The organism is Pseudomonas sp. GL_117, from assembly GCF_057835125.1.
The window spans coordinates 1,884,381-1,911,240 of record NZ_CM174418.1 but is presented as its reverse complement, the minus strand read 5'-3'; the positions used below and the strand labels follow the sequence as shown (position 1 = coordinate 1,911,240).

Below are 26,860 nucleotides of genomic sequence, written 5' to 3'. Positions count from 1 at the left end.
TAATTAATATCGATTAAATCGATCACTTCCGCGAAGCGACTTTCGGCGCAGGCGGCTCCAGGGATTCGCGCTCCCGATCGAACGCCAAGTAATACTTGTTGACGCTATTAACATAGCTGACACCCCCCATCCCCACCTGCTCCATGGCAATCCTCTCAACCTGGAAGAACCACTGGTTGGGGTTCAGCCCCCGCCGCTTGGCCTCGGTGCGCATCCCCTGCACCCGCTCCGGGCCCATGTTGTAAGCCGCCAATACAAACGCCATGCGCTCGCGCTCGTTCAGCTTGGGGCTGGCGAAGAACTTGCGGCGGATCATCGCCAGGTAGCGGGCGCCCGCCTGCACGTTGCTATCGAGGCTCTCGATATTGTTGACGCCCACCCGCTGGGCCGCAGACGGGGTGATCTGCATCAGCCCAGTGGGCCCACCGCTATTGCGCGCGCCGGGGTCGAGGGCGGACTCCTTGAAGGCCAGCGCGGCGAGGTTCAGCCAGTCCATGCCCTGCTCGCGGGCGTGCTTCTGCAAAACCGGGCGCAGTTTTTCCAGGCGCTGGCGCTCGACCCGCGCCAGCGGGTTGCGCACTTGATAGAGGCGTCGATAGATGCGCTGGAACGCCACGTCCTGGTCGGATGGGGTGTGATAGGTCTTGAGAAATCGATCAATGCTGGCCCGCAGCATCGACGCGTCCTGGCGCACGAACCAGTATTCGTCGCCCGGCTCGCTGATGGCCACCTGCTTGTCGAAGCGCAACTTGGGCAGGATCTTCGCCCAGCGTTCGGCAATCGGCTTTTCCACAATGGTCAGGTGGAAAATACCCGCCTGTACCATCTCCAGCACGTCTTCCACAGCCAGGGTCGGGTCCACCCATTCCACCTTGATCGGCGGCTGTTTGTGCAGGGCCAGTTTCTGGTTGACCTGGCTGATCGCATCCGCCGCCGCGCTGCCGGTGGTCAAGGCCAGGGTGCGCCCGGACAACTGCTCCAACTTGGTGAACCGCCGCTCGCCCTTCACACCCACCAGCCACAACGGCACACCGCTGGCAATGGGGTCACTGGTGCTGATCTTGTGCGCGGCATTGACGTCGAGCAGCTCGCCGGGGGCGACCAGATCACCTTCGCCACGGGCCAATGCGCCGAGCAGTTGGTCCTTGGCCTTGGGGATGATCTTGAGGTTGATTTCCTGGCCATCACGGGCGTGGCCATTCAGGTATTGCTCGAAGGCGCGCAGGCGATGGTATTCGACACCGATGGCCTGGCCCTGGATTTCACCGGAACTGTTGCGGCTCTGGTTGACCAACACCCGCAAGGTGCGGCTGGAGCGAATCTCGGCCAGGTCACGGACCTTGCCGGGTTTGGTCACTTCCAGCGGCCCGTCCAGGCGCGCGACCGCCGCCATGGGCAGCAGTAACGTCAGGCACAACACTAGCAACGCCGAGGGTCGGATCATCCGCTCTCCGGTAAGAATACTGGCCAACGTCCTCGCGAAAAACGAGGCGGTGGGAGTCAGAAACAGAGCACTTGAAGCGCTGAAAAAGCGCGCAACGGTGACACAGGGCGAAGCGTGAGGCCAACCGCGATGTCACTTGCGACGTTCAAAGACAGCGATAACTCGTTGTAGTTCTTCGATTTTCTTATAAATCTACAGCTCTGATATGCTTTCCGGCCGCAGGCGGAGATAGCACCATGCAACTCATTGATATCGGCGTCAACCTGACTAACCCCAGTTTCGACGAGAAGCACCAGGCCGTACTCGAGCGTGCGTACGCTGCTGGCGTGCAACAATTGGTCCTCACCGGCACCAGTGTCGAGGGCAGCGAACAGGCCCTGGAACTCTGCGCAAAGCTTGATGACAGCGGTCAACGCCTGTTCTGTACCGCCGGCATCCACCCCCACAGCGCCAGCGACTGGAACGGCGACAGCGCCCAACGTTTGCGCAGTTTGCTCGGCGAGAGCCGGGTGCGCGCGGTGGGCGAATGCGGGCTGGATTTCAACCGCGATTTCTCACCGCGCCCGCAGCAGGAAAAAGTCCTCGAAGAACACCTGGCCCTGGCCGTCGAGCTGAAGCTGCCGGTGTTCCTCCATGAGCGTGACGCCAATCAGCGCCTGCTGGAGATCCTCAAGGACTACCGCGACCACCTCACTGCCGCCGTGGTGCATTGCTTCACCGGCGAGCAGCAGGCGTTGTTCAGCTACCTGGACCTCGACCTGCACATCGGCATCACCGGGTGGATTTGCGACGAGCGCCGTGGGACGCATCTGCACCCGCTGGTCAGGGAAATTCCCCGAGGCCGCCTGATGCTGGAAAGCGATGCGCCGTACCTGCTGCCGCGCACCCTGCGCCCCAAGCCGAAAAACGGCCGCAACGAACCGGCCTACCTGCCCGAAGTACTGCGCGAAGTCGCCCTGCACCGCCACGAGACGCCGGACGACCTGGCCCAGCACAGCACCGCCTGTGCCCGCGCGTTTTTTCGGTTGCCTGCGGTGGAGTGATGCGGCCCATTGACCCATGTCAAAAGGGTATTGTTGAATAGCGGCACAATAATGGCACCTTGCCAATGCTGTTTCCGCTATCAGAGAAAACCTTCCATGGGTGCCTGGCTTAGCAACATCTCGCTGAAGTACAAATTCTGGGCCGTCAACGCGGTCGCCTTCATCACCACCTTATTGCTGGTGCTGTACGCCGTGCAGCTCGAACAACAGGCACGCAGCGACGCGTCCCAGGCCTCCGCGCAGGCGCAGGCGCGCTTGCTCAGCGCGTGGCCGGCTGACAAACCGCTGCCCAAGGGCGAGCACCTGCTGACATTTGCCCGAGGCCAAGTCCCACAACTGGCGGAGCAGGATCTGTCAGCCCTGGCCAGCGCCACCGGCTGGATCGAACTCAATCACATGCCCTGGTTCGGCGTTAACCCGCTGTTGGGCGCCGATGTGGTCGCGCGCGCCGACGGTCAATACGTCGCCGTGCTGGCCTACGCGCCCAGCCTGAGCCAGGTCTTCGAAGACCGTTTCACCAACTACGCCGTGGCCGTCGCGATCCTGATGCTGGCGATGCTCTGCGCTTCGCAGCTGCTGATCCGTTTCTTGCTCAGCCAGCTCAACACCCTCAAGGACGTGATGCTGCACGTGGAGAAAACCGGCGACCTGTCGGCCCGCGTGCCGTTGGCATGCAAGGATGAAGTCGGCCAGATGGCCAGCGCCTTCAACGCCATGCAGGCCGGTTACCAACGGGTGGTCAACACCGTGGCGCGTACTGCCCAGCAACTGGACGACGGCGCCGCGCGCCTGGCCAGCAGCATGAACGACGTGCAGCACGGCATGCTCGGCCAGCAAAGCGAAACCGACCAGGCCGCCACCGCCATCAACGAGATGACCGCCACCGTCTACCACATCGCCCAGCACGCCGGCGCCACGCGGGATTTGTCCCAGACCGCCGACACCCTCGCCGGCAGCGGCCATGAAGTGGTGAGCCGCGTGCAACGCTCGATTGCCGGGCTGTCCACCGGCGTGCAACAGACCGCCGAAATGATCCAGAAACTCGCCGAGGACAGCCAGAAAATCAACGGCGTCGTCAGCGTGATCCACAGCATCGCCGAACAGACCAACCTGCTCGCCCTCAACGCCGCCATCGAAGCCGCCCGCGCCGGGGAAATGGGTCGTGGTTTTGCAGTGGTCGCCGACGAAGTGCGCAACCTGGCCAAACGTGTACAAAGCTCCACCGACGAAATCACCCGCATGGTCTCCGCGCTGCAAGCCGGCACCCGCGATGCGGTGGACTTCATGCAGGAAAGCTCCTTCAAGGCCGACGACTGCGTGCAGCAAGCCCTTGAAGCGGGCGCGGCACTGGCCGAAATCACCAGCGCCGTGGCGCAGATGCGCGAAAGCAACACCCAGATCGCCGTCGCCGCAGAGCAGCAAAGCCATGTCGCCGAGGAAATGAACCGCGCGGTGGTGAGCATTCGTGACGTCACCGAAAACACCGTGAAACAAACCGTGGATTCGGCAACCACCAGCAACCAACTGGCGACTCTGGCCGGTGAATTGAGCAAAGCCATCGGGCAATTGAAGCTGTAAGCCATCCAAGGTTGGCTATAGCCCCTATAGCCAGCCTTGATTCGCTGCTGCGCCCGTCCCTGCCTAAACTCTGTTCAAGTTGTTTCAACGGACAGAGGATTTTTCAGCATGGGCAAAAGTCATCCCAATCTCCCCGCCTGGCAATGGCGCAATTACCCACAGAACCATCAGCACCCGACCAACCTGGCGTTGCACCTGATTGCCGTGCCGCTATTCATTATCGGGTTTCTGCTGATTGTGTCCGGCGTGTTCAGCCTGAGCCTGGCGAGTTTTGCCATTGGCGTGGTCGGCATCCTCGCCGGCCTGGCCTTGCAGCGTCACGGGCATAGCCTGGAAGCGCAGGCCAGTGAACCCTTCAGTGATCGCAAAGACGCCGTGCAGCGGTTGGTGGTCGAGCAATTCGTGACCTTCCCGCGTTTTGTCTTCAGCGGTGGCTGGTGGCGCGCCTGGCGGCAGCGCCATCGGCACTGAGGATCAGGCGAACACCACCACGGTCTGGCGGCTGATGGCGATCAGCGCACCGCTCGGGCTCCACAGCGCGGCGGCGGCATGGCCATAGCCGTCTCGGGCGTGTTCGATGCTGACGTAGTACTGGCACCAGTCGAGGGTGCTCAAATCCTGCAACGGCTGGATGAACTCGATGGTCCAGGTCAGTGTGCTGCCCGGCGCCGGCTTTTTCAGGTGCGGCAGCAACGCCGGGGGCCAGGCATCGACCAGGGCGAGGATGTGCGCTTCGGTCAGCGGTTCCTCTTTTACATCCCCACGCAGTCGGACCCAGCCGCCCATGTCGCGGGATTTGTTACCGGTAAACGGCAGACCGCCGACGCTCCAACGCATCGCCAAATGGCGCATGAACTCCGGCGTGACGCCCTTGATGTAAGGCAGTTCCTGGCACTCATCCCAGTGCTTGAACACCGGCGGCGCTTCGCTCTCCACCGTGATTTCCGACGCGCGGGAGCCACCGAAACTGGCCTGTACCAGGGTCGCCACTTCACCGTTCTGCACCACGCGGCCGAGCAACTGGCTGACGGCCTTGCCTTCGCGCAACACTTCGACTTGATAGCTGGCCGGCACATCCGGCGCTACCGGCCCGACGAAGGTGACCGCCAGCGAGCGCAACGGCCGATCCGCCGGCACCTGGGCGCGCAACGCTTCGTACTGCAAGGCGGCGACCAGGCCACCAAACGTGGCACGGCCTTGCGCCCATTCGGCGGGGATGGTGACGTCCTGCGGGTGGCTACGGGCGGCGTCGAGCAAATCACTGAAACGCATGGCGACCTCACATCAAAAGAAACAGATGGGCGATCTTAACCAGCGGGCCCGCCAGGCACAGCGCCTATTCCGGCCAAAAGCCGGACCGGTTCAGAAACAATCCGCGCTGAGCTTATCCAGCACGCGATCCGCCTGCCCTTGCGCCTTGGCCATGGTGCGTTGCCACACCGCCACGCAAGGCTGCAAATCCGCCTGCTGCTGGGCCTGGGCCAGCCACTGCCAGCAGTCGTGCCAATCGCCCAGGGCGGCTTGGGCTCCCTTGAGGCGAGGCAGGGCTTTGGCGGGGAGTTTGTCCAATTCGGGATACGCTTCGGCGGCGTAGCGCACACGCTTGATCAACAAGCGCAGGCGATGGCGATCGTGCTCGGGGTCTTTCAACGCGGCGCCAAGTGCCTGCCATTGCTTGGCCAGGCGCTTCTCGATACGCGTGCGCAGGCCCTTGAGCAGTTTTTGATGTTCAGAGGCGCGGATGAAGCGCGGAAAGGCATCGAGGATCAGCAGCAAGTGCGCCAGCTCCGGGCCTTGTGCCACCTGCCGATACGCCTCGGGTTGCAAGCGCAGGCGTCGATCGGCGGCCAGGTGATGGCCGTGCTGGTGCAAATACGCCGCCAGCACCTCGCGGTCACGCAACGGCGTGGTCAACTGGCCGACCGCGCTGGCGGCCGCTTCCAGCTGTTCCACCCCCGGCAGCCCGCGCAAGGGGCGCAACAGGCTGCGCAGGCGGCGCACGGTGGTGCGCAGATCATGCAGGGCTTCATCGTCGGTGACGGCGGCAAGACGAGCCTGGCAGCTCAGCAACCCAACTTCCAGGCCAATGACCTGAGCGACTAACTGATCGACCAACGCTGACATCCTGCCCTCACTCCTCGATGAAAAATCCTATTAGCCCCCGGATCAACGCCCGGCGCGCGACTCACGAATATAGAAACGCGCTTTTTCGGCCTTGTTGGCGCAGCCTTCAAACGCTTCGAACTGTTGCTGGGTCTTGGCGCCGGTCAACAGCGACAGAGCCTTGGAGTAGCTGACCGTACCGGCGAAACCTTCGGCCTTGGCCAGGTCCAGCTCATGCCAGGCGGCATCCAATTGCGTGCCGCAGCTGTCGCGGTACGCGGTTTTCCCGGCACAACCGGCCAGGGCCAACACGATCACAGGCACACACATCCAGGCTTTCATCGATGACACCTCAAAATAAAGAAAAACAGTCGTACGTTGTAGACGTTGCCTACTTGGAAAAGTGCCTTGTCCCTAGCCTGAAATCGATCCTACCTATTGCCAGAGCATACCCGAGCCTTATCACTCCCGCAGCGAAGATTGAAGCCGCCCCCTCAATAGGTGCATTGTGGGCACCTGCCTTCTGTAGGACATGGACCATGAAGAAACGTGTTGCCTTGGTGCTGGGCTCCGGCGGGGCCCGGGGCTACGCCCATATCGGAGTGATCGAGGAGATCGAACGGCGCGGCTACGACATTGCCTGTGTCGCTGGTTGCTCCATGGGCGCCGTAGTGGGCGGCATCTACGCCGCCGGCAAACTCGATGACTACCGCAGTTGGATCGAAAGCCTCGATTACCTCGACGTGTTGCGCCTGGTGGACGTGAGTTTTCGCCTGGGGGCGATCCGAGGCGAGAAGGTCTTCGGCCAGATCCGCAAGATCGTCGGCGAGTTGAACATCGAAGAGTTGCGCATCCCCTACACCGCCGTCGCCACCGACCTCACCAACCAACAGGAAATCTGGTTCCAGGAAGGTTGCCTGCACCAGGCCATGCGCGCCTCGGCGGCGATCCCCAGCCTGTTTACACCCGTGATGCAGGGCAACCGCATGCTGGTGGACGGCGGCCTGCTCAACCCGCTGCCGATCGTGCCGGTGGTGTCGAGCCATTGCGACTTGATCATCGCGGTCAACCTCAACGCCACCAACCAGAAGCACTACCAATTGCCGATGATCCAGCGCCCACCCGCGTTCAAGAGCCGTTTCAACAGCCTGGCGAAATCCCTCGGTTCGCACCTGCCCTTCCGCCGCAAACAGGCCGAACAGTTGATGAAGCTGGAGCAAGAGGCATTGCAGGCCGAAGCCGCAGACATCAACCCCTGGCTGGACTCGGCGGAACCCGAAGCCCAACAACCCGCCGCCGCCCCGGAAACCGCCGGGGCACCGAAGTCGGCGACCGGTTCGTTCATCATCGACAACGTCGGCCCGGCGTCGTTGCTGGACTTGATCAACCAGAGTTTCGAGGTGATGCAGACCTCATTGGCGCAGTACAAGATCGCCGGGTATCCGCCGGATGTGTTGATCAACGTGCCGAAGCGGGTATGCCGGTTTTTCGAGTTTTACAAGGCGCCGGAGTTGATCGCCTTGGGGCGGGAGATTGCGCGGGATACGTTGGATCGGTATGAGAGCGAGCAGGGCTGAGATTTCTGGTGTTGCTGAAGGCGCCATCGCAGGCAAGCCAGCTCCCACACTCCAATGGTGAACGCTTTCAAAATGTGGGAGCGGGCTTGCCCGCGATGAGGCCGGCCCAGCCACCAAACATCTAGGCGCCCAACAACCGATACCCCACCCCCGCCTCCGTCACGATAAACCGCGGCTGCGTCGGGTCATCCGCCAACTTCTGGCGCAGATGCCCGACCACAATCCGCAGGTAGTGACTGTCTTCGGTATGGGTCGGCCCCCAGATGTCCTTGAGCAACTGCTGCTGGGTAATCACCCGCCCCGGATGGCGCGCCAGTTGTGCCAGTACCGCGTATTCCTTGCGGGTCAAGGCCACCTCGGCACCGTCCAGCAGTACACGGCGATAGGCCAGGTCGACGGTCAACGGGCCAAAACTCAACGCCGCTTCCTGAGCCTCGCCCGTCGGCACCTGGCGCAACAGCGCACGCACGCGGGCAAGAAACTCCTGGATGCCAAATGGCTTGGTCACGTAGTCATTCGCGCCACCGTCGAGGGCCTCGACTTTCTGCCCTTCGCTGGCCCGCACCGAGAGCACCAGCACCGGCACCATCGACCATTCGCGAAACTCACGCAGCACCTGCTGGCCGTCCATGTCCGGCAGGCCGAGGTCGAGCACCAGCAAGTCCGGCTTGTTCAGCGCGGCCTGGGCCAGGCCTTCATTGCCGGTGCCGGCCTCAATCACCTTGTAGCCCTGGGAGGCCAGGCTGATGCGCAGGAATTTGCGGATCTGCGGTTCGTCATCAATGACCAAAATCGTCGCGGTCTGGCTCATGGTGTCCAATCAGAATCGGCGGAGAAAACAGGGTAGCTCATGCCTCGCGCTCAAGGCCAGGCTGGGTCGGCAACGGTAGGAACAAGGTGATGCAGGTGCCGCGCCCGTCGATACCTTCGGCCACGCTGATATGCCCACCGTGCGCGCCGACCATGCCCTGGCAGATCGCCAGGCCGAGGCCGGTGCCCTGCCCGCCGCGATCACCCCGGGCGGCGGTGTAGAACATGTCGAAAATTTTCGCGCGCTCGTCCTCGGGAATCCCCGGGCCTTCGTCGGCAACAGCAAAAAACAGCTGGTTATCCGACACCCCCGCACTCAAGTTCAGACGCCCGTGGGCTGGCGAAAACCGTGCGGCGTTTTCCAACACATTGACCAACGCCTGCTCGATCAGCGCCGCGTGCACGTAGAGCAAGGGCAACCCCGATGGCACCTCAGTGCGCACCTGCAATGGCGCCAGCACGGCGCGCAACCGGCCAAGCGCGCTGCCAACGATGTCACCCGGCGCCACCCAGTCACGCGCCAGCTTCAGCGCACCGTGGCCCAGGCGCGTCATGTCGAGCAGGTTCTGGATATAGCGGTCGAGACGTTCGGCCTCATCGCGGGTACCTTCCAGCAACTCGCGGCGATCCTCCAGCGGAATGGCTTCACCGAGGGCCAGCAGGCTGTCGATGCTGCCGCGCATGGCGGTCAGCGGCGTGCGCAAATCGTGGGACACCGACGCGAGCAAGGCGCTGCGCAGTTGCTCGGTTTCACCGTGCAGACGTGCCGATTCCAACTCCTGCGCCAGTTGCGCACGGGCCAGGGCTTGCGCCAGCGGCTGGCTCAAGGCCGTGAGCAAACGGCGACGCTGACCGCTCAACTCCAGGCCCGGCTTGGGACTCACGCCGAGCAAGCCCAACGGGCCCTCTTCACCCGACAGCGGCCACCACCACCAACGCCCGAACGGCAAGGTACCGGTGCCCATGCCGGCCGGCTGGTCGTGTTGCCAGGCCCAGTCGGCGGCGGCGCGTTCGGCTTCGGTGAGGGTCAGCGGGCCGCCGGTCTCGATGGTCCAACCGCCCTGGCCGTCGCGGTTGACCAGGCATAAGTCGAGGTCGCTCCAGCCTTCCAGGTGATGGGCCGCCGCACTGATCACCGCCTGGCGATCGGTGGCGGCGGTGAGTTTGCGCGACAGGTCGAGCAACTCGCTGGTTTCTTCCTGGGTGTCGCGCAGCGCCTGCAACTGCCGGCGTTGACGCGCGGCGAGGTTGCCGGTGAGCGCCGCCATCAGCAGGAAAAACAGCAGCGTCAGCACATCTTCTTCACGCTGGATCGCGAAGGAAAAATTCGGCGGGATAAACAGGAAGTCATACGTCAGAAACGACAGCGCCGCACACACCAGCGATGGCCCCAGACTGCTGCGCACCGCCACCAGCAGCACGGCAGCGAGGAACACCAGGGAGATATTCGGCAACGGCAACACACTGGCCACCGCCCAGGCCAACGCCGCCGCCACCACGGTGGCGGCAACCGCCAGGCCGTAGTCGAACCACACCAACCCACGTACATCCGGCAGGCGTGGCGGCGCGGGGACGTCGTCACTGTCGAGGACGTTGATTTCCAAGCCCCGCGCATTGCGCAACAGACGCGCCGCCAGGCCGCCGCCGAACACGCGACGGTGCCAGCGCATCCGCGACTGTCCCACCAGCAGCAAACTGGCGCGGCGTTCGGCGGCGTGCTGGATCAGGGTCTTGGCCACTTCCCCCGCACGCAGCAACACCACTTCGCCGCCGAGGCGCTCGGCCAGTTGCTGGGCGTTTTGCAGGCGCAGACGCGATTGCTCATCCCGCGCCCGGCCGTTGTCGATATGCACCAGGCTCCACGGCAAATGCCGACGCTGGGCCACGCGGCTGGCATGGCGCACCAGGCGTTCGGCCTGGGCATCGCCGTCCACGCCGACCAGCAAGCGCCCGCGCACAGCCGGTGCGGCCTGGCCGAGCTGGCGATAACCTTGGGCCAAGTCATCGTCGACGTGGGCGGCGGCGGTCTGCATCGCCAGTTCGCGCAGGGCCATCAGGTTGGTCTGGGTGAAGAACGCGTCGATGGCGGCGCGGGCTTGTTCCGGCACGTACACCTTGCCGTCGCGCAGGCGCTCGAGCAGCTCACGGGAAGGCAGGTCGATCAACAGCAGTTCGTCGGCCTCTTGCAGCACCCAGTCCGGCAGGGTTTCGCGCACTTGCACGCCGGTGATGCCGCGCACTTGGTCGTTGAGGCTTTCCAGGTGTTGGACGTTGACCGTGGTGAACACGTTGATGCCGGCGGCGAGCAGTTCCTGGATGTCTTGCCAGCGCTTTTCATGCCGGCTGCCAGGGGCGTTGCTATGGGCCAGTTCGTCCACCAGCACCAGCTTGGGCTTGGCGGCGAGCAGGCCGTCGAGGTCCATCTCTTCGAGCATCACGCCGCGGTATTCGCTGCGCAACAGCGGTTGCTGCGGTAGGCCGCTGAGCAGCGCTTCGGTCTCGGCGCGGCCATGGGTTTCGACCACCCCGGCGATGAGTTTTACGCCCTGGCGCAGCTGCGTATGGGCGGCCTGGAGCATGGCGTAGGTCTTGCCCACCCCCGGCGCGGCGCCGAGAAAGACTTTGAGCCGGCCACGGCCGTTGCGGGGCAGATCGGCTAACAAGGCATCGGCGCGGCCGGAGTCGCTCATGTAGGGGGTTCCTTCAGGTGTTTATTTGCAGTCTTTAAGGCCGTCATCGCGGGCAAGCCCGCTCCCACATTTGCAATGCAATCCCCTGTGGGAGCGGGCTTGCCCGCGATGGCGGTTTCACTGCTTACAGTTTTTCCAGGGCCATGTTCAATGCCAGCACATTCACCACCGGCGGGCCCACCAACGGGCTTTCAATGTGCTCATCCAACAAGCGCTGCAAGGTCGACACCGGCACATTCCGCGCCGCCGCCACGCGTACCAGTTGATAGGCAATCGCCTGTGGTGGCAAGTGTGGATCAAGACCGCTGCCAGAGGTAGTCAGCGAGGCCAAAGGCACCGGCCCCTGGCTTGGCACCAGCTGTTTACTCGCGTCCTCGAAGATACGCGTGGCCAATGCCGGGTTGCTTGGGCCGAGGTTGCTGGCGCTGCTGGAGACCGTGGCAAAGGCACCCGCGGATGGGCGCGGGTGGAACCAGTTGTCACCGCTGAAATCCTGGGCGATCAGGCTGGAGCCACGCACCTTGCCACTGGCGTCGTACACCAGGCTGCCGTTGGCCTGCTTGGGGAAGGCGACTTGGGCGACGCCAGTGACCACCAGTGGATAGGCGACGCCGGTAATCAGGGTCATGAGCACCAGCAGGCTCAGGGCCGGGCGGATGATGTTAGCCATGTTCAACTCCTTAACAAATCGAGAACCACCGTGGCGAGGGCGCTTGCCCCCGTTCGGCTGCGCAGCAGCCGCAAAACGTGGGACCGTTACGCGGTCCAACGGGCGCAAGCGCCCTCGCCACAGACAGTCATAGGGCTCAAACCAGGTGCAGTGCGGTCAGCAGCATGTCGATCGCCTTGATACCCACGAACGGCACCAAAATCCCGCCAAGGCCGTAGATCAACAGGTTGCGCCGCAGCAACGCCGCCGCGCTCGCCGCTTGCACGCGCACACCGCGCAGCGCCAGGGGAATCAGCACCACGATGATCAGCGCGTTGAACACGATGGCCGAGAGGATCGCGCTCTGCGGGCTTTGCAGATGCATCACGTTGAGCACGCCCAGTTGCGGATAGATCGAGGCGAACAGCGCCGGCAGGATCGCGAAGTACTTGGCCACGTCGTTGGCGATGGAAAAGGTGGTCAGCGCGCCACGGGTCACCAGCAGTTCCTTGCCGATCTGCACCACGTCCAGCAGCTTGGTCGGGTCGCTATCGAGGTCGACCATGTTGGCGGCTTCGCGGGCGGCCTGGGTGCCGTCGTTCATCGCCATGCCGACGTCCGCCTGGGCCAGGGCCGGGGCGTCGTTGGCACCGTCGCCGCACATGGCGACCAGGCGGCCGTCGTTCTGCTCGTGGCGAATGCGCGCGAGTTTTTTCTCCGGGGTGGCTTCGGCCAGCACGTCGTCCACCCCAGCTTCAGCGGCAATCGCGGCGGCGGTCAGCGGGTTGTCGCCGGTGACCATCACGGTGCGAATCCCTAGCTTGCGCAGTTCGGCGAAACGTTCGCGGATGCCGGGTTTGACCACGTCCTTGAGGTGGATCGCGCCGAGCAACTTGCCGTCGGCGCACACCAGCAATGGCGTGCCGCCGCTCTGGGCGATCTTGTCGATTTCCCGTGACAGCGCCGGGGCCAGTTCACGGCGTTGCTGGCCGAGGAAGGCGAGCAGCGAATCCACCGCGCCTTTGCGGAACACACGGCCTTGATAGTCGACCCCGGACAAACGGGTTTCGGCACTGAACGGTACGCCGGTCAGTTGCTCGGGCGACGGTTCGGCCTGGGGGTGCAAGGCGCGCAGGTATTCGACGATGGATTTGCCTTCGGCCGTGTCATCCGCCAGTGAGGCAAACAGCGCGCCTTCGGCGACTTCCTTGCCGCTGACGCCAGGGGCCGCGACCACCGCCGCGCAACGACGGTTGCCGAAGGTGATGGTGCCGGTCTTGTCCAGCAGCAACACGTGCACGTCCCCCGCCGCTTCCACCGCACGGCCGGATTTGGCGATCACGTTCAGGCGCACCAGACGGTCCATGCCGGCGATGCCGATGGCCGACAACAGGCCGCCAATGGTGGTAGGAATCAGCGTCACCAGCAGTGCGACCAAGAACACCAACGGCAAGCTGCCACTGGCGAAGTGGGCGAACGGCTGCAACGTCACCACCACCAGCAGGAAGATCAGCGTCAGGCCGATCAGCAGAATATCCAGCGCCACTTCGTTGGGGGTCTTCTGGCGCTTGGCGCCTTCGACCAGGGCGATCATACGGTCCAGGGTCGACTCGCCAGGGTTGGCGGTGATGCGGATCAGCAGCCAGTCCGAGACCAGCCGCGTGTTGCCGGTGACGGCCGAGCGGTCGCCACCGGATTCGCGGATCACCGGTGCGGATTCGCCGGTGATCGCCGCTTCGTTGACCGCGGCGATACCTTCGATGACCTCGCCGTCACCGGGGATCATTTCCCCGGCGGCGACGCGCACTACATCGCCTTTACGCAGGCTGGTGGCCGGCACCACCTTGAAGCTGCCGTCGGTTTCCTTGCGCCGGGCGCTGAGGCCTTCGCTGCCAGCCTTGAGGCTGTCGGCGCGGGCCTTGCCACGTCCTTCAGCCAAGGCTTCGGCGAAGTTGGCGAACAGCACGGTGAACCACAGCCACACGGCGATTTGCACAGCGACGAAGGTCGGCACGGTGGTGTCCGGCACAAAGCACAACACGGTGGTGAGGATGGCGGTCAGTTCGACCACCAACATCACCGGCGAGCGTTGCAACTGGCGCGGGTCCAGCTTGACGAACGCCTGGACCAGCGCCGGGCGCCACAGGGCAGAGATAGCGGTTTTGGCGGGCTCCTGGGCTTTCACCGGAGCTGCGTTTTTTGCAGGCATATTCATTTTCATATCCCCTTAGAAGCCCATGCTCAGGTGTTCAGCAATCGGGCCTAGTGCCAGCGTTGGCAGGAACGTCAGGCCGCCCACCAGCAAAATGGTTACGGTCAACAGGGTCACGAACAGTGGGCCATGGGTCGGAAAGCTGTTTTGGCCAATCGGTGCAGCCTTCTTCATCGCCAGGCTGCCGGCCAGGGCCAGCACCGGGAGGATGTAGCCGAAGCGCCCGATCAACATGCCCAGGCCAAGCATCAGGTTGTGGAACGCGGTGTTGGCGCTGAAGCCAGCGAACGCCGAGCCGTTGTTGGCGCTGGCCGAGGTGTAGGCGTAGAGCAACTGGCTGAAACCGTGGGGGCCGGGGTTGCTGATGGCACTCGCCGGGCCAGGCAGGCTGGCCGCGATGGCGCCGAGCACAAGCACGCCCACCGGCATGACCAGCAAGGTGACGACGAGCAATTGCACTTCCTTGGCCTGGAGTTTCTTGCCCAGGTATTCGGGGGTGCGGCCGATCATCAGGCCAGCGAGGAACACGGCGATCAACACGTTGAGCAGCATGCCGTACATGCCGGCGCCAACGCCGCCAAAGATCACTTCGCCGACCATCATGTTAACCATCGCCACCATGCCGCTCAGCGGGTTGAGGCTGTCCTGCATGCCATTGACCGAACCGTTGGACGCCGCCGTGGTGGTCACCGACCAGAGCACGGTGCCGGTAGTACCGAAGCGCGCCTCTTTGCCTTCCAGCGGGGCGGTCTGCTCGACGGCCGGGGCTTTCAGGGTCGGGTTGGGCTGGTACTCGGACCACAACGACGTCGCGCCGCCGATCAGGAACAGCGCAAGCATGCAGCCGAGAATTGCACGGCTCTGACGCAAGTCCTTGACGTAGTGACCGAAGGTGAACACCAGTGCCACAGGGATCAGGATGATCGACGCCACCTCGAACAGGTTGGCCCACGCGGTCGGGTCTTCAAACGGATGCGCCGAGTTGACGCCAAAGAAGCCACCACCGTTGGTGCCCAGTTGCTTGATCGCGATCTGGCTGGCGGCCGGGCCCAGGGGGATCACTTGATCCACGCCTTGCAGCGTCACCGCGTCAATGTAATGGGCGAAGGTTTGCGGGACGCCCTGCCAGACCAGCAACAGCGCCAGCACCAGGCACAGTGGCAGCAGGCCGTAGAGGGTGGCGCGGGTCATATCGACCCAGAAGTTGCCCAAGGTCTTGGCGGATTTACGGCCGATCCCACGGCACAAGGCGACCAAGACGGCCAGGCCGGTGGCGGCGCTGACGAAGTTTTGCACGGTCAGGCCAGCCATCTGGCTGAGGTAGCTCAGGGACGCCTCCCCGCTGTAGGACTGCCAGTTGGTGTTGGTCATGAAACTGACGGCGGTGTTGAAGGCAAGGGTCCATTCCTGACCCGGCAATTTCTGCGGGTTCAGTGGGAGATAGTCCTGGAACAGCAAGATCGCGAACAGCAGCAAGAAACCGGCGAGGTTGAACGCCAGCAGGGCCAGCGCGTATTTCTGCCAGCTCTGTTCTGCCTGCGCGTCGACACCGGCCACGCGATAGCAGGCGTTTTCCACCGGCCCCAGCACCGGGCTCAGCCAGGTGCGCTGGCCTTCCATCACCTTGTAGTAGAACCGCCCCAGGAACGGCGCGGGCAGTAGCACCAAAGCAAAGAAGGCGATGATCAGCCAATAGTCATAACTGTGCATGGCCAGCTCCTAGTTCCGATCCGCGCGTAACAGCGCAACCAGCAGATAAATGAACAGCGCCACGGCCAATAGCAGTGACACCCCGTCCAGAACGCTCATGGAAGTCTCTCCGTTTAGCGGCGTGTTGCCGCGTGTGGGGTAATTGTCCGCAGGAGTGGCGTAAAGGAACGAGATCGAGGGTGTGGGCAGGGCGTAAAGACGGCGTAAAGAGTGGGTTTATGCGGGGGTTACAGGGGGGCTTTCGGTGTCTGGGCGGGCCTCTTGGCGAGTAAACCCGCTCCCACATTTTGATGGGGGCTTGCCTGGCGAACGCGGTCGAGTGTGGGAGCGGGCTTGCTCGCGAAAGCGTCGGTTCAAACACCGCCGCACTTATCTGGTGCAACCCTGGCGGGATTCAAACGCCAAACCATTCCCCCCACGACAGTTGCGCGGCTTTACGACAATGATTCTCAGGCTGGCATGGCCGCTGCAACACCTTGAATCATTCCAAACCGTTCAGGGAGCGCAGCACGATGAACACACAACTCAAACCCACCTTGGGCACCCTGCATTTGTGGGGCATTGCCGTCGGGCTGGTGATTTCCGGGGAATACTTCGGCTGGAGCTATGGCTGGGGCGTGGCCGGGACCTTGGGCTTCTTGGTGACGTCATTGATGGTCGCCGCGATGTACACCTGCTTTATCTTCAGTTTCACCGAGCTGACCACCGCGATTCCCCACGCTGGCGGGCCGTTTGCCTACAGCCGCCGGGCGTTCGGAGAGAAAGGCGGCTTGATTGCCGGGCTAGCGACTTTGATCGAATTTGTCTTCGCCCCGCCTGCCATCGCCTTGGCCATCGGCGCCTATCTCAACGTGCAGTTCCCGGCTCTCGACCCAAAACACGCGGCCGTTGGCGCTTACATCGTATTCATGGGCCTGAACATCCTCGGGGTGAAACTCGCCGCCACCTTTGAGCTGGTGGTGTGCGTGCTCGCCGTGGCCGAGTTGCTGGTGTTCATGGGCGTAGTTGCCCCGGCGTTCAGCTTCAGCAACTTCGCCCTGAATGGCTGGGCCGGTTCCGACACCTTCGGCGCACCGGCCATTGCCGGGATGTTTGCGGCGATTCCGTTTGCGATCTGGTTCTTCCTCGCCATCGAAGGCGCGGCCATGGCCGCTGAAGAAGCAAAAGATCCGAAGCGCACTATTCCAAAAGCCTACATCAGCGGCATCCTGACCTTGGTGATCCTGGCCATGGGCGTGATGTTCTTCGCCGGTGGCGTGGGCGACTGGCGCACCCTGTCGAACATCAACGACCCGCTGCCCCAAGCGATGAAAACCGTGGTGGGCGACAGCTCCGGCTGGCTGCACATGCTGGTATGGATCGGTTTGTTCGGCCTGGTGGCCAGCTTCCACGGCATCATCCTCGGCTACTCGCGTCAGTTCTTCGCCCTGGCTCGCGCCGGTTACCTGCCATCTTTCCTGGCCAAGCTGTCGCGTTTTCAGACGCCGCACCGCGCCATCATCGCCGGTGGCGTGGTCGGTATCGCCGCGATCTACAGCGACGGCCTGATCAACCTGGGCGGCATGACACTGACCGCCGCGATGATCACCATGGCGGTGTTCGGCGCCATCGTGATGTACATCATGAGCATGCTCAGCCTGTTCAAGTTGCGTAAGACCGAGCCGCTGCTGGAACGCACCTTCCGCGCGCCGGGCTATCCGATTGTGCCGGGCATCGCGCTGGTACTGGCGGTGGTGTGCCTGGTCGCGATGGCCTGGTTCAACGCGCTGATCGGGCTGATCTTTCTGGCCTTCATGGCAGTCGGGTTTGCCTACTTCCAGTTGACTGCACAAAACCGCGCCGATGCCCCGGCGGATGCGATGTTGACCGGGCTCTGATCTACTTGAGGCAGAACGGGCCTACACTGAACTACTCAGAAAGCCCGTCACTCAAAGCAGTTATTACCGTGGGAAAATTCTCCCACGGCAATCTGCCTCAAGGAGAGCCTTATGCCGTGGTATGCGTGGTTGATTTTAGTGGTAGCGATCGGATCGATCGTCGGTGGCTTGCTGATGCTGCGGGACAGCGCCAACAAAGTGGAACTCACCGACGAACAACGCAAGCGCGTGGCCGAACGCAACGCCCAGGCGGATGCCAAGGACGCGCAGGATCGCTGAGCCTTGGGTTACTCCCAGGCGGCCTTGGCAATCTGCAACCCGTGCTGCCCCTTATAGGCAGCACGTTCCGGCTGGCTCCAGCCATCCAGCAGCGCCTCGTCCAACCGATAGATCTCGACACCCAGCGGACGGCACACCGTCAGGGGGTCCTGGGCGTTGGGCCCCCACATCGGCAGTGACAAGTCCCCGCCCGGGCATGTCGACAGCGCGCACAGCAGATCAATCTCGGCAAAAAACTCCAGGTAATCGCCCTTCTGCGCCGGGCACGCCTTCATGAAATACATATCGTCATGATTGAGGCCGGTGCACTGGAAAATATTCAGCACGTCGTGCACGTCGAATTCCGTCAGGCCGTGGGGCAATACTGCACGCGTCAGGTTCGAATGGCAGTGGTGGTGGAAATCCTCGCCGGTGAGCATGCGGTTCACATAGGGATCGCAGCGCGTGCCAAGCAAATCGTGCAGGCGCCCGCCGTGTTCGTCGATGCCATAGCCCGCCAGGCTGTCATCGGTGATCGTAACCAGCGGCCGCAGGAACGGCAGGTTCGACCACAACCGGTCATGGGTACTGACATGTGCGCCCTGCAACTGCCGCGTGCGTGCCGCCCAGAGGCGCTCGCGCGGATCGTTGGCGTTCCATACATTGAAATCTCCCACCTGCGGACCGACCGGCGTAGTCACCCGGAACACATGCCCTGCCGGCACCTTCCACGCCCTCCCCGTGCGAATCGGCACCTCGAATTGTTCGATCAACGTGCGCTGGTCGGCACGCTCACGAATCCGCTCATAAAACGCGGTGTCGACCTGCAACGCCGAACCTTTGCTGACCTGATAGGCGGCCGGATAGTCTTTGTACATGATGGGGTTCCTCGATCAGGGTTGGGTGAACAGGGCCAGTGACAGACGTTCCGAATCATCCAGGTACACGCTCATCGCTTCGCCTGCCGCCGGTTTGTCCTCCTGGACCAGTAACGTGTAAATCTCACGATCACGCTCCAGCCAAGGCGACTGGAAGCGCTGCTCGTCGGGCGCCGCACAAAACACCAGGCGAAGCTGCGCGATCACCTGGGCGAAAAATTCATCAAACAAGGGGCTGCGCATCAAGCCGACAATCTGCTGGTGGAACACCAGGCTGTGGGTGGCCACGGCACGCCAATCCTCACGCTCCCGCGCCAGGCTGGTGGCATCGATGGCGTTCTGCATGCGCTCAGACTGATCGGATGTCAGCGCGCGGCTTTGAGCGATGGCCTGCAGCTCCAGGGTACGTCGGACGACAAACAAATCGCGCACCTCGTCGCGCTCCAGGCGCCGGACCATGACCCCCTTGTTGCGCACATAACGGGTCAGGCCCTCCTGCCCCAAACGGTGCAACGCTTCGCGGATCGTATTGCGCGACGCGTTGTACCTCTTGACCAATTCCACCTCGACCAATGCCATTCCAGGTAACAACCGCCCGCCGATGATATCGGCGCGCAGCTCCAGGGCGATCTGGTCGGCCAGCGACAAACTGAGCGTCATCTTTACCTCGTGATTGTTGAACAATCTGCGCTGTAGACGTAATCACTTTTCATGCCAACCTGCAGGCCTGTGTGCAGATGCGTAATAACGTTCAACTTGGTTAAACTTCCCCCTCGTTCCCGAGGCCGCCTTATGCGTTACTCCCGAGACCACAAAGCCAAGACTCACCAACGCATCATCAAGGAAGCGTCCGTGCGCTTTCGCCGCGATGGCATTGGCGCCACCGGCTTGCAACCCTTGATGAAGGCGCTGAACCTGACCCATGGCGGGTTCTACGCACACTTCAAGTCCAAAGACGAACTGGTGGAAAAGGCCCTCCTCGCCTCGGCGGCAGAACTCGATGCGCATTGCGAAACACTCTTCAGCCAGGAGCGGCCGCTGGACGCGTTCATCGACAGCTACTTGTCGGACTGGCACCAGGTCTCCCCGGACCAGGGTTGCCCGCTGCCAACCATGTGCTCCGAGTTGGGGATGAGAGGCCAGCCTAGTCCAACAACGGACGCTGTACTCGACGCACGGCTCAAGCAGATTGAAACAGCGCTGGGTGAAGGCCGCGGTGATGCGCAGAGCCTGGTGGTGATGTCGACACTGGTGGGCGCATTGGTGCTGGCCAGGAGTGTCGAGAATCCGCAGTTGGCGGCGCGGATCATGGCGGTGGTGCGCGATACCTTGAAGGCGCAGATACAGGATGACGAAAAGGCCGGTCAATGACCGGCCTCCCTGACGCCTTAGTTGATCGACAGCCTTTCGCGGTTCTTCTCCAGCAGCGCCTTGCCGATCCCCTTCACTTCCAGCAACTCATCTACCGCCGTGAACGGCCCATTGCTATCGCGGTAGGCGATGATCGCCTTGGCTTTGGCAGCACCGATGCCAAACAGATCACGACGCAGGGTCTCGGCGTCGGCGGCGTTCAGGTTCACCTTGGCGGATTGCTCGGCCTTGTTGATCTGCGCGGAAATGGGCGCTGGGGCTTCGGGCTTGATCGAAGGGGCGGCGGTGGTGGTGACGGAGAGAGTGGTGAGGAAAGCGAAGATCAGGGAAGAAATGTAGGTGTTTTGCATAAGTGACGCTCCATGACATCGATAAGAGAAAAGCAGCTTTTCCGAAGCTGCTTTTCAAACTTAGGTGATGTGGGGGATTCGTCAAAGAGGGTTGAGTTACAGGGTGTAAATTTAAGTATTCGAAAGGTGCTTCAGGAAATAAAAAGTCATAGAAAATTATGCAAACCTGAATAAAGGCTATTATTTCGATTCTACCAAATAAAACCAGAAGCAACTTAAAAACTCAAAAACACTCCATGAATCCCTATAACCAAATTGACCATCGAGCCGATAGCGTTCTGATGCTAAAGCGCAAACTCGATGACCGACTCGACAACTCGACTCGGACAGTATTTAAGTAAAGCCTCACGCTTCATAAAACCGGTCAATACCGCACAGGTACTCATACCGAGCGCAGCACCCACCTGTATATCTTTCCCTGTATCGCCAATCACCCAATCAGCCGAACTCAAATCCTTGATGTTTTGCGAAATCAAAAAATCTTTTGTATTGCGCTGTTCGGTAACCATCACACTTTCAAAATACTCGAGCAACTTCAGGCTTTCCAGTTGCACATAGACAGGGTCAACCAACTGACGCGCCGTGCAAACATACAATTTCGCCTCACTTTTCAACCGCGATAAAGCAGCATGCATACCGGAAAAATTCGTATCTATTGAAAGAAATTCCGGACTTTCAATTAAATCCATCCATCGCTCACGAAACTCTATAACCTGCAGTTCTCCAAGGCCGAATTGGCGCGACAAAATCGCCTCATTTGAAAGCCCCGCAAATTTAAAATCCCAGTACTGAATATAATCAAGCCGTGACTCCGGGACCAATTTCTGGAAAAGCTGATATAGGCGAAGACGCGAGTCGATCAGCGTGCCATCGAGATCAAATATAATATTCACTTGAGGCTCTCGAAGTAAGCAAACTCGGCGTTCAGCCCCGACAAGAAAGGTGTCTCTTGAGGTAGCAGATATTTCTTTAACAACGTTGTATCAAAAACAAAGTCGCGCTTAACACCCGAAAATTCGCGCCGAACTATTTCAACGGGCCGACCACTGATTGCAACCAACTCATCCAATACTGTTTTGATTGATACTGCGGTACCACCGACGATGTTAATGACAGAAACCTGTTCCGCCAAGTCAACCGCAGCGAGCAGCGCCGTAACGACATCATCAATATAAATGAAACTTCTTAACTCAGCCCCATCCCCGTACAACTCAACAGTTCCGCCTGCCAGGATACTTGCGATAGTTTTGGGTAGGAATTTCGCGTATTTCTCCTCACCTGGTCCGTAGACGTGGCCGACGCGCAGAATTGTATGATTAATTTTTTTCTCACGGGCAAACAGTGAAACCATTTGTTCGCAGTAAAGCTTAGACCACCCATACAAGGTCGCAGGCACAGTGGGTGTAAGCTCCGAGATCGGAGTGGCGGATGCATACACATCAAGCGTGCTGACAAACAATATCCTGCTCAGTTTACCAAAGGGTAATTTCAGCAACTCTTCAGTGAAATAAACATTACCGTTACACGCACTAAAAATATTGGCTTCGCCGCCACTTTTCGGAGTATAGGCTCCCGCATGGATCAAAACATCGACATTTTCGATCCTGGCAAGGTCCGCGGCCTGCAAACCGAAACCGGGCAAAGATTTATTATAAACAATGCTATAACAGCCCTCGATTTTCCGAGAACTGAACGCAGTGACACTATCCTTCCCCCACAGCGTGATTGCCGCATCTAATAGCCGCTCGCCAATAAAACCAGACGCGCCGGTAATTAAAATATTCATATGAAGATAATCTCATCTCGAATACCTTGCTCGGTAGTCAACCTTGGAGGCGTATCCATACCGCGCAGCCACATAAGGTCATTTGGCAAAGGATTGATGATGGACTCTAGCTGAGGAAACTCCCCGTGCAGTGCAATATCCTTGAAAATCTCAGGCATATTCAAACCTGCCTCGGTAAAAAACTGCACGGTTGTGAAAAATCTGGAAATATTGATTTCAGTAGGATTTGGCACACCATCAAAACCATACGCCATGTCCACACCAAATATACCATGCGGCTTTTCTGAAACAGCCTTTATACAGTTAATTGCTACTTCAGTGGCTTTATCGTTAGCGCAGGTAACCCCAACTTTCGTGACACCTGTAACACCAGAAATACTTCTATTGCCATGAGTCCAACTTCTACGCTCACGTGATTGCGCTACAACCAAATCACCTTCGTGCCAGATAGAAAGCCATGTAATAGTGTTGGGTGTGAGCAACTCAGCAGCTACAAAATCCCCCCAACCGTTATAATGATCAATCCACGACTTAGCCAAGGCAAAGTCATTGGTAGGTATCGCCCCCTTGCCCCCCCCCCCAATAGAGGACGCACGCAACCAAATTTTACCGTCAACATTCCCGAGGGATTTGAATGCCTCTCGCAGATCCTGCTCGTCGTTGATCATAATATTGCGGGGCACTGTAATGCCTGCGCGCTTGAAAGCTTCGTAAGACTTATGCTTATGCACGCACGTATCGATAACTTCATGACTGGGCATAAACAACTTTGTACCCGTTGCAAGAATTTCATCACGTATCAAAGAGGCATGAAAAATCTCAAGATCGTTCTGGAAGTGAACTAAATCTGGCTTCTCGGCATTTAATAGTTGAATCAGCTTACCCTGGTACTCTGGCGTGTTGGCGTACGGAATATAAAACTTCTTACTTGCCTTTGACAACGCGAGGTCTGAAGGCTCCGACCCCATTCCAATAACCGTATCGCCTTTGGCCCCCATCAAAAGTGAATTGATCACGCCCTCGGACGGTGCCCCACCAGCCCCTGCGATAAGTATTTTAGACATTCCAGACTCCAATCTATGAGGCACAAAACCAAAACTGTGCAAAATAAGTAAACTTTAAAATTAAAAGAGCTAGATATTCAGAGAACATCCTTACTCTCCAACCTGAACACACTCGCTACTTAAGAAGATCATGTCGATCCTCGACAGTGAGCAGACAATCATTCGCATCAATGCCACTGTGCTACGCCTCGGCAGACTATAGCCATTATGGTTCCTGTCGACGTTGTTGATAAACCCAATCGACTATCTCGCCGTCAGGTGAATATCCGCTCACCGTATCACGAAGTAGTTGTCGTACCCGACCATAGTCATCGTGATGAATAGCGTCGAGTAGTTCACTCAACTTTGTCTTCAGGACATCCCAGGCGATGTGATCCTCACTGGCACTCATAATCATTGGATGCTGAGTTCCGACTACGTTATCGCCGATCAGCAATTCCTCATAAAGTTTCTCTCCGGGCCGCAGACCGCTGAACTCTATTGCAATGTCTCCATGAGGATTTTTCTCAGACCGCAGACTCAAGCCTGAGAGGTGAATCATTTTTTCCGCCAATTCAACGATCCTAACCGGCTCCCCCATGTCGAGTACAAACACATCGCCGCCCTGCCCCATCGAACCAGCTTGAATAACCAACTGGGCAGCCTCAGGAATGGTCATGAAATACCGGGTAATTTTAGGATGGGTAACCGTTAGCGGTCCCCCAGACTTGATCTGTTTATGGAATAAGGGAATGACTGATCCGGATGACCCTAGCACATTGCCAAAACGAACCATGGTGAAGCGTGTTTTATTGACACGAGAGACGTTTGCCTTTTCACCAAACATCACAGGCGCCACTTCCTGACTGAGGGCCTGTAGCGTCATTTCGGCCAACCGCTTGGTACTTCCCATAACGTTAGTTGGCCGCACCGCTTTATCAGTAGAAATCAATACGAAATTGGCAACTCCGGCCTGCAGCGCTGCCTGTGCAGTATTCAAGGTACCGATTACATTATTCAGTACCCCTTCAGCAATATTATGCTCAACCATCGGTACGTGCTTGTAAGCCGCAGCATGATAAACAGTATCTACATGCCAGGTTTTCATCACGTCCAGCAGCTTCGCTGGATCACGAACAGATCCTAGGATCGGTAGGACTCTAACAATCAGCGACTCGCGCGCAATGCGTTGCTCCAACTCAGATAAAATGCAATAAAGATTGAATTCACTGTGTTCGAACATCAACAGAGTAGTCGGACGAAGCTCCAGAATCTGCCTACATAGCTCAGAACCAATCGAACCACCAGCACCGGTAACCAAAACCGTTTGCCCTTTAATGCAATGCTCCAGTAGTTCCGCTTGGGCCGGGACAGCATCACGTCCTAAAAGATCGGCAATATCGACTTCCTGAATATCGTCAACCTTTACACGACCGCTCGCAAGGTCCATGAATCCGGGAACGCTACGCACATGCAGAGGATACTTCTCAAGAAGCCCCAAAATCTCACGACGGCGACCTCGATTGGAAGAAGGGATCGCCAATAGAATCTCTTGAGCACCTGTAGCATCGATCATTCGCTGAATATGACGCGGTTTGTATACCTGCAAACCCGAAATGACACGATCGGAAATACTGTCGTCATCGTCAATGAACGCTACAGGCCGCATTACACGACCCATTCGTAAAGCAGCAACTAGTTGGTTACCCGCGGCACCGGCACCATAAATCGCAACTCGCGGAAGACCGTTTTCTCGACTGGTAAATGGAACATGCTGAGCAGCCGCGAACCAATCACCCAAGAAATACTGTCGCATCGCCAAGCGCAAACCGCCCACCATTATTAGACTTAACCACCAGTAATTAAAAATAATGGACCTTGGAATAACACTCTGATGATTACTGAACCAATAAACAATCACACCCAGAATAAGAGATGAGAGACAAACAGCTTTGATGATAGCGATGAGCGCATCATTACCGAAGTACCGCATCACAGCGCGGTACATTCCAAACCGAATGAACAAGGGGATGGCGACGACCGGCGCACAGACGAACAACCACAGATGCAGCCTGACCGGATTGGTCATTTCGTCTATTCCCAGGCGCACAACGAACGCAAGCCAAAGCGCACTCCAGACCAAAATCACATCCGTGATCACCTGCAAGACCCGTTTTTGTCTTCGAGGAAGACTCAGCAAGTACGCTCGTATGCGATCCATATACCCCTTGAACACTATTTTGCTCCCAGCGAAATCTTCATTCTGACCATCATTGCGCCATCTCACACAATTATTGGATTGATGCCTCACCCACTATGTCTGTCAATACTCTGCAAGTCATCTGAATTTCACTTTCCGTCAACGTTGGATGGACGAGAAGCATCAAACTCGTCTCACCTAGCTCTTTGGCGTTGGGGAGCCTTTTTGCTGGTCGCCATCCGGTGTTGTCGAATGCTTTTTCGAGATAGACCTCAGAGCACGATCCTGAAAAGGCAGGAACGCCGCGTGCCGCGAATTCGCTCAAGATACGATCACGGGACCAGCCTTCTCTTAAACGTTCTGGGCGTACAAAGAAATAACACTTATAGGCAGCGTGCACATCACCTTCAGGAAAGTCGGGGACTCTCAACGCAGGCAACCGACGTGCAGCCTCCCAAATGCTCTGCGCATTCTGTGCACGCTGAGCGTGCCATGCTTCCATCCGGCGCAACTGAATACGACCAATTACAGCCTGCACCTCAAGCATACGCCAATTGGTACCAAAACTTTCATGTACCCAGCGAAAACCAGGGGCATGGGAGCGCTCGTACACAGCCTCCCAACTCTTGCCATGATCCTTGTACGACCACATCTTCGCCCAAAGATCGCGGTCGTTAGTCGTGACCATGCCACCTTCGCCGCCGGTGCTCATGATTTTATCCTGACAGAAGGACCATGCTCCGATATGGCCTATGGAGCCAACTGGCCGGCCCTTATAGTAAGCCCCGTGCGCCTGCGCACAGTCCTCAATGACTTTCAAGTCATGTTCGGCAGCAAGGCTCATGATTGGATCCATATCACATGGCCAGCCGGCAAGGTGTACACAGATCACTGCTCGTGTACGTGGAGTAATCACTGCTTCAACAGACTTCGCTGTGATGTTTTGCGAGTCAAGATCCACATCAGCGAACACAGGGATGGCACCTGCGTTCACAATGGAAGAAACAGACGCAAGGAATGTTCTGGAGGTTACGATGACCTCATCACCGGAACCAATGCCTAGAGCTACCAGCGCTACGTCCAACGCAACAGTCCCGTTTGCGAGCGCAACAGCATGATTGACGCCCGACCAGGTAGCGAATTCCGCCTCGAACTGACGCGTTTCCTGCCCCGTCCAGTAGTTGACCTTATTTGATAGAACCACATCGCGGACAGCGTCTGCTTCCTCTACCGTGAAAGAAGGCCAGGGAGAAAATGTTGTTCCTAACATGGAAACTCCTT

The 26,860-nt window shown here is 59.4% G+C and carries 25 protein-coding genes; 7 read left to right on the top strand and 18 right to left on the bottom strand.

The window, feature by feature from the left end; translation table 11 throughout:
- Positions 1-22: 22 nt before the first annotated feature.
- The gene (locus AC3ISR_RS08620; protein ID WP_305392304.1) at positions 23-1,444 is read right to left on the bottom strand and encodes an MltF family protein; all 1,422 of its coding nucleotides are present in this window, start codon (positions 1,442-1,444) and stop codon (positions 23-25) included.
- Positions 1,445-1,680: 236 nt separating this feature from the next.
- On the opposite strand from AC3ISR_RS08620, the gene AC3ISR_RS08615 reads away from it, so the two are divergent.
- The 3 genes from AC3ISR_RS08615 (at position 1,681) to AC3ISR_RS08605 (ending at position 4,536) form a co-directional block, all read left to right on the top strand.
- Positions 1,681-2,487, top strand: a complete 807-nt coding sequence (locus tag AC3ISR_RS08615; protein WP_463984354.1) for a TatD family hydrolase — start codon at positions 1,681-1,683, stop codon at positions 2,485-2,487.
- A gap of 96 nt (positions 2,488-2,583) precedes the next feature.
- Complete coding sequence (locus tag AC3ISR_RS08610) at positions 2,584-4,065, top strand: methyl-accepting chemotaxis protein (protein WP_463984353.1); 1,482 nt, start codon at positions 2,584-2,586, stop codon at positions 4,063-4,065.
- Between the two features lie 108 nt (positions 4,066-4,173).
- Complete coding sequence (locus AC3ISR_RS08605; RefSeq protein WP_489324689.1) at positions 4,174-4,536, top strand: Mpo1-like protein; 363 nt, start codon at positions 4,174-4,176, stop codon at positions 4,534-4,536.
- A 3-nt stretch (positions 4,537-4,539) separates the two neighbouring features.
- Here the strand turns inward: AC3ISR_RS08605 and AC3ISR_RS08600 are convergent, their stop codons facing one another.
- The 3 genes from AC3ISR_RS08600 to AC3ISR_RS08590 all read right to left on the bottom strand — a co-directional run bounded on the left by AC3ISR_RS08600 (position 4,540) and on the right by AC3ISR_RS08590 (position 6,510).
- Positions 4,540-5,337, bottom strand: a complete 798-nt coding sequence (locus AC3ISR_RS08600) for an acyl-CoA thioesterase (protein WP_489324688.1) — start codon at positions 5,335-5,337, stop codon at positions 4,540-4,542.
- A gap of 90 nt (positions 5,338-5,427) precedes the next feature.
- The gene (locus AC3ISR_RS08595; RefSeq protein WP_463984351.1) at positions 5,428-6,189 is read right to left on the bottom strand and encodes a CHAD domain-containing protein; all 762 of its coding nucleotides are present in this window, start codon (positions 6,187-6,189) and stop codon (positions 5,428-5,430) included.
- A 42-nt stretch (positions 6,190-6,231) separates the two neighbouring features.
- A complete protein-coding gene (locus AC3ISR_RS08590) occupies positions 6,232-6,510 on the bottom strand; it encodes a hypothetical protein (protein ID WP_017734442.1) in 279 nt (92 codons plus the stop codon).
- A 197-nt stretch (positions 6,511-6,707) separates the two neighbouring features.
- On the opposite strand from AC3ISR_RS08590, the gene AC3ISR_RS08585 reads away from it, so the two are divergent.
- Positions 6,708-7,745, top strand: a complete 1,038-nt coding sequence (locus AC3ISR_RS08585) for a patatin-like phospholipase family protein (protein WP_463984350.1) — start codon at positions 6,708-6,710, stop codon at positions 7,743-7,745.
- 121 nt (positions 7,746-7,866) lie between these two features.
- Here the strand turns inward: AC3ISR_RS08585 and AC3ISR_RS08580 are convergent, their stop codons facing one another.
- From AC3ISR_RS08580 to kdpF, 6 genes are all read right to left on the bottom strand, one after another.
- Complete coding sequence (locus AC3ISR_RS08580; RefSeq protein ID WP_192298716.1) at positions 7,867-8,556, bottom strand: response regulator; 690 nt, start codon at positions 8,554-8,556, stop codon at positions 7,867-7,869.
- Between the two features lie 37 nt (positions 8,557-8,593).
- Positions 8,594-11,245, bottom strand: coding sequence for a sensor histidine kinase (locus AC3ISR_RS08575; protein ID WP_192298715.1), 2,652 nt, complete (start codon positions 11,243-11,245; stop codon positions 8,594-8,596).
- Positions 11,246-11,369: 124 nt separating this feature from the next.
- Positions 11,370-11,915, bottom strand: a complete 546-nt coding sequence (kdpC, locus tag AC3ISR_RS08570; protein ID WP_192298714.1) for a potassium-transporting ATPase subunit KdpC — start codon at positions 11,913-11,915, stop codon at positions 11,370-11,372.
- 136 nt (positions 11,916-12,051) lie between these two features.
- Positions 12,052-14,109: a potassium-transporting ATPase subunit KdpB gene (gene kdpB / locus AC3ISR_RS08565; protein WP_192298713.1), complete on the bottom strand. Its 2,058-nt coding sequence runs from the start codon at positions 14,107-14,109 to the stop codon at positions 12,052-12,054.
- 12 nt (positions 14,110-14,121) lie between these two features.
- Positions 14,122-15,816, bottom strand: a complete 1,695-nt coding sequence (gene kdpA / locus AC3ISR_RS08560; protein ID WP_192298712.1) for a potassium-transporting ATPase subunit KdpA — start codon at positions 15,814-15,816, stop codon at positions 14,122-14,124.
- 9 nt (positions 15,817-15,825) lie between these two features.
- Complete coding sequence (gene kdpF, locus AC3ISR_RS08555) at positions 15,826-15,915, bottom strand: K(+)-transporting ATPase subunit F (protein WP_003218754.1); 90 nt, start codon at positions 15,913-15,915, stop codon at positions 15,826-15,828.
- A 413-nt stretch (positions 15,916-16,328) separates the two neighbouring features.
- On the opposite strand from kdpF, the gene eat reads away from it, so the two are divergent.
- Together eat and AC3ISR_RS08545 are read left to right on the top strand one after the other, a co-directional pair.
- Positions 16,329-17,693, top strand: coding sequence for an ethanolamine permease (eat, locus tag AC3ISR_RS08550; protein ID WP_192298711.1), 1,365 nt, complete (start codon positions 16,329-16,331; stop codon positions 17,691-17,693).
- A gap of 111 nt (positions 17,694-17,804) precedes the next feature.
- Positions 17,805-17,972: a DUF2897 family protein gene (locus tag AC3ISR_RS08545; protein WP_008437727.1), complete on the top strand. Its 168-nt coding sequence runs from the start codon at positions 17,805-17,807 to the stop codon at positions 17,970-17,972.
- Positions 17,973-17,980: 8 nt separating this feature from the next.
- On the opposite strand, the gene AC3ISR_RS08540 is transcribed toward AC3ISR_RS08545, so the two are convergent.
- Together AC3ISR_RS08540 and AC3ISR_RS08535 are read right to left on the bottom strand one after the other, a co-directional pair.
- Positions 17,981-18,829 carry an urea carboxylase-associated family protein gene (locus AC3ISR_RS08540; protein ID WP_192298710.1) on the bottom strand — a complete coding sequence of 283 codons (849 nt, stop codon included), beginning with the start codon at positions 18,827-18,829 and terminating at the stop codon, positions 17,981-17,983.
- A gap of 15 nt (positions 18,830-18,844) precedes the next feature.
- Positions 18,845-19,489: a GntR family transcriptional regulator gene (locus AC3ISR_RS08535; RefSeq protein WP_192298709.1), complete on the bottom strand. Its 645-nt coding sequence runs from the start codon at positions 19,487-19,489 to the stop codon at positions 18,845-18,847.
- A 132-nt stretch (positions 19,490-19,621) separates the two neighbouring features.
- Between AC3ISR_RS08535 and AC3ISR_RS08530 the strand changes: the two genes are divergently transcribed.
- Positions 19,622-20,200 carry a TetR/AcrR family transcriptional regulator gene (locus tag AC3ISR_RS08530; RefSeq protein WP_192298708.1) on the top strand — a complete coding sequence of 193 codons (579 nt, stop codon included), beginning with the start codon at positions 19,622-19,624 and terminating at the stop codon, positions 20,198-20,200.
- A gap of 17 nt (positions 20,201-20,217) precedes the next feature.
- Here AC3ISR_RS08530 and AC3ISR_RS08525 read toward each other — a convergent pair whose 3' ends face one another.
- The 6 genes from AC3ISR_RS08525 to AC3ISR_RS08500 all read right to left on the bottom strand — a co-directional run bounded on the left by AC3ISR_RS08525 (position 20,218) and on the right by AC3ISR_RS08500 (position 26,849).
- Positions 20,218-20,550, bottom strand: a complete 333-nt coding sequence (locus AC3ISR_RS08525) for a ComEA family DNA-binding protein (protein ID WP_192298707.1) — start codon at positions 20,548-20,550, stop codon at positions 20,218-20,220.
- Positions 20,551-20,834: 284 nt separating this feature from the next.
- Positions 20,835-21,443 (bottom strand): HAD family hydrolase, encoded by a 609-nt coding sequence (locus tag AC3ISR_RS08520; protein ID WP_192298706.1) that lies wholly within the window; start codon positions 21,441-21,443, stop codon positions 20,835-20,837.
- Positions 21,440-22,336: an NAD-dependent epimerase/dehydratase family protein gene (locus AC3ISR_RS08515; RefSeq protein WP_192298705.1), complete on the bottom strand. Its 897-nt coding sequence runs from the start codon at positions 22,334-22,336 to the stop codon at positions 21,440-21,442. Before AC3ISR_RS08515 ends, AC3ISR_RS08520 begins: the two co-directional genes overlap by 4 nt.
- Positions 22,333-23,400, bottom strand: coding sequence for an ATP-grasp domain-containing protein (locus AC3ISR_RS08510; RefSeq protein ID WP_192298704.1), 1,068 nt, complete (start codon positions 23,398-23,400; stop codon positions 22,333-22,335). The genes AC3ISR_RS08515 and AC3ISR_RS08510 overlap by 4 nt, the downstream gene beginning before the upstream one ends.
- A gap of 205 nt (positions 23,401-23,605) precedes the next feature.
- The gene (locus tag AC3ISR_RS08505; RefSeq protein WP_192298885.1) at positions 23,606-25,600 is read right to left on the bottom strand and encodes a polysaccharide biosynthesis protein; all 1,995 of its coding nucleotides are present in this window, start codon (positions 25,598-25,600) and stop codon (positions 23,606-23,608) included.
- A 70-nt stretch (positions 25,601-25,670) separates the two neighbouring features.
- Positions 25,671-26,849 carry a DegT/DnrJ/EryC1/StrS family aminotransferase gene (locus tag AC3ISR_RS08500; RefSeq protein WP_192298703.1) on the bottom strand — a complete coding sequence of 393 codons (1,179 nt, stop codon included), beginning with the start codon at positions 26,847-26,849 and terminating at the stop codon, positions 25,671-25,673.
- Positions 26,850-26,860 lie beyond the last annotated feature (11 nt).

What these genes read in the sequence shown, in the direction of transcription:
- AC3ISR_RS08620 (WP_305392304.1), bottom strand. Translation starts at nt 1,444, where the DNA reads ATGATCCGACCCTCGGCGTTGCTAGTGTTGTGCCTGACGTTACTGCTG.
- AC3ISR_RS08615 (WP_463984354.1), top strand. Translation starts at nt 1,681, where the DNA reads ATGCAACTCATTGATATCGGCGTCAACCTGACTAACCCCAGTTTCGAC.
- AC3ISR_RS08610 (WP_463984353.1), top strand. Translation starts at nt 2,584, where the DNA reads ATGGGTGCCTGGCTTAGCAACATCTCGCTGAAGTACAAATTCTGGGCC.
- AC3ISR_RS08605 (WP_489324689.1), top strand. Translation starts at nt 4,174, where the DNA reads ATGGGCAAAAGTCATCCCAATCTCCCCGCCTGGCAATGGCGCAATTAC.
- AC3ISR_RS08600 (WP_489324688.1), bottom strand. Translation starts at nt 5,337, where the DNA reads ATGCGTTTCAGTGATTTGCTCGACGCCGCCCGTAGCCACCCGCAGGAC.
- AC3ISR_RS08595 (WP_463984351.1), bottom strand. Translation starts at nt 6,189, where the DNA reads ATGTCAGCGTTGGTCGATCAGTTAGTCGCTCAGGTCATTGGCCTGGAA.
- AC3ISR_RS08590 (WP_017734442.1), bottom strand. Translation starts at nt 6,510, where the DNA reads ATGAAAGCCTGGATGTGTGTGCCTGTGATCGTGTTGGCCCTGGCCGGT.
- AC3ISR_RS08585 (WP_463984350.1), top strand. Translation starts at nt 6,708, where the DNA reads ATGAAGAAACGTGTTGCCTTGGTGCTGGGCTCCGGCGGGGCCCGGGGC.
- AC3ISR_RS08580 (WP_192298716.1), bottom strand. Translation starts at nt 8,556, where the DNA reads ATGAGCCAGACCGCGACGATTTTGGTCATTGATGACGAACCGCAGATC.
- AC3ISR_RS08575 (WP_192298715.1), bottom strand. Translation starts at nt 11,245, where the DNA reads ATGAGCGACTCCGGCCGCGCCGATGCCTTGTTAGCCGATCTGCCCCGC.
- kdpC (WP_192298714.1), bottom strand. Translation starts at nt 11,915, where the DNA reads ATGGCTAACATCATCCGCCCGGCCCTGAGCCTGCTGGTGCTCATGACC.
- kdpB (WP_192298713.1), bottom strand. Translation starts at nt 14,109, where the DNA reads ATGAATATGCCTGCAAAAAACGCAGCTCCGGTGAAAGCCCAGGAGCCC.
- kdpA (WP_192298712.1), bottom strand. Translation starts at nt 15,816, where the DNA reads ATGCACAGTTATGACTATTGGCTGATCATCGCCTTCTTTGCTTTGGTG.
- kdpF (WP_003218754.1), bottom strand. Translation starts at nt 15,915, where the DNA reads ATGAGCGTTCTGGACGGGGTGTCACTGCTATTGGCCGTGGCGCTGTTC.
- eat (WP_192298711.1), top strand. Translation starts at nt 16,329, where the DNA reads ATGAACACACAACTCAAACCCACCTTGGGCACCCTGCATTTGTGGGGC.
- AC3ISR_RS08545 (WP_008437727.1), top strand. Translation starts at nt 17,805, where the DNA reads ATGCCGTGGTATGCGTGGTTGATTTTAGTGGTAGCGATCGGATCGATC.
- AC3ISR_RS08540 (WP_192298710.1), bottom strand. Translation starts at nt 18,829, where the DNA reads ATGTACAAAGACTATCCGGCCGCCTATCAGGTCAGCAAAGGTTCGGCG.
- AC3ISR_RS08535 (WP_192298709.1), bottom strand. Translation starts at nt 19,489, where the DNA reads ATGACGCTCAGTTTGTCGCTGGCCGACCAGATCGCCCTGGAGCTGCGC.
- AC3ISR_RS08530 (WP_192298708.1), top strand. Translation starts at nt 19,622, where the DNA reads ATGCGTTACTCCCGAGACCACAAAGCCAAGACTCACCAACGCATCATC.
- AC3ISR_RS08525 (WP_192298707.1), bottom strand. Translation starts at nt 20,550, where the DNA reads ATGCAAAACACCTACATTTCTTCCCTGATCTTCGCTTTCCTCACCACT.
- AC3ISR_RS08515 (WP_192298705.1), bottom strand. Translation starts at nt 22,336, where the DNA reads ATGAATATTTTAATTACCGGCGCGTCTGGTTTTATTGGCGAGCGGCTA.
- AC3ISR_RS08510 (WP_192298704.1), bottom strand. Translation starts at nt 23,400, where the DNA reads ATGTCTAAAATACTTATCGCAGGGGCTGGTGGGGCACCGTCCGAGGGC.
- AC3ISR_RS08505 (WP_192298885.1), bottom strand. Translation starts at nt 25,600, where the DNA reads ATGGATCGCATACGAGCGTACTTGCTGAGTCTTCCTCGAAGACAAAAA.
- AC3ISR_RS08500 (WP_192298703.1), bottom strand. Translation starts at nt 26,849, where the DNA reads ATGTTAGGAACAACATTTTCTCCCTGGCCTTCTTTCACGGTAGAGGAA.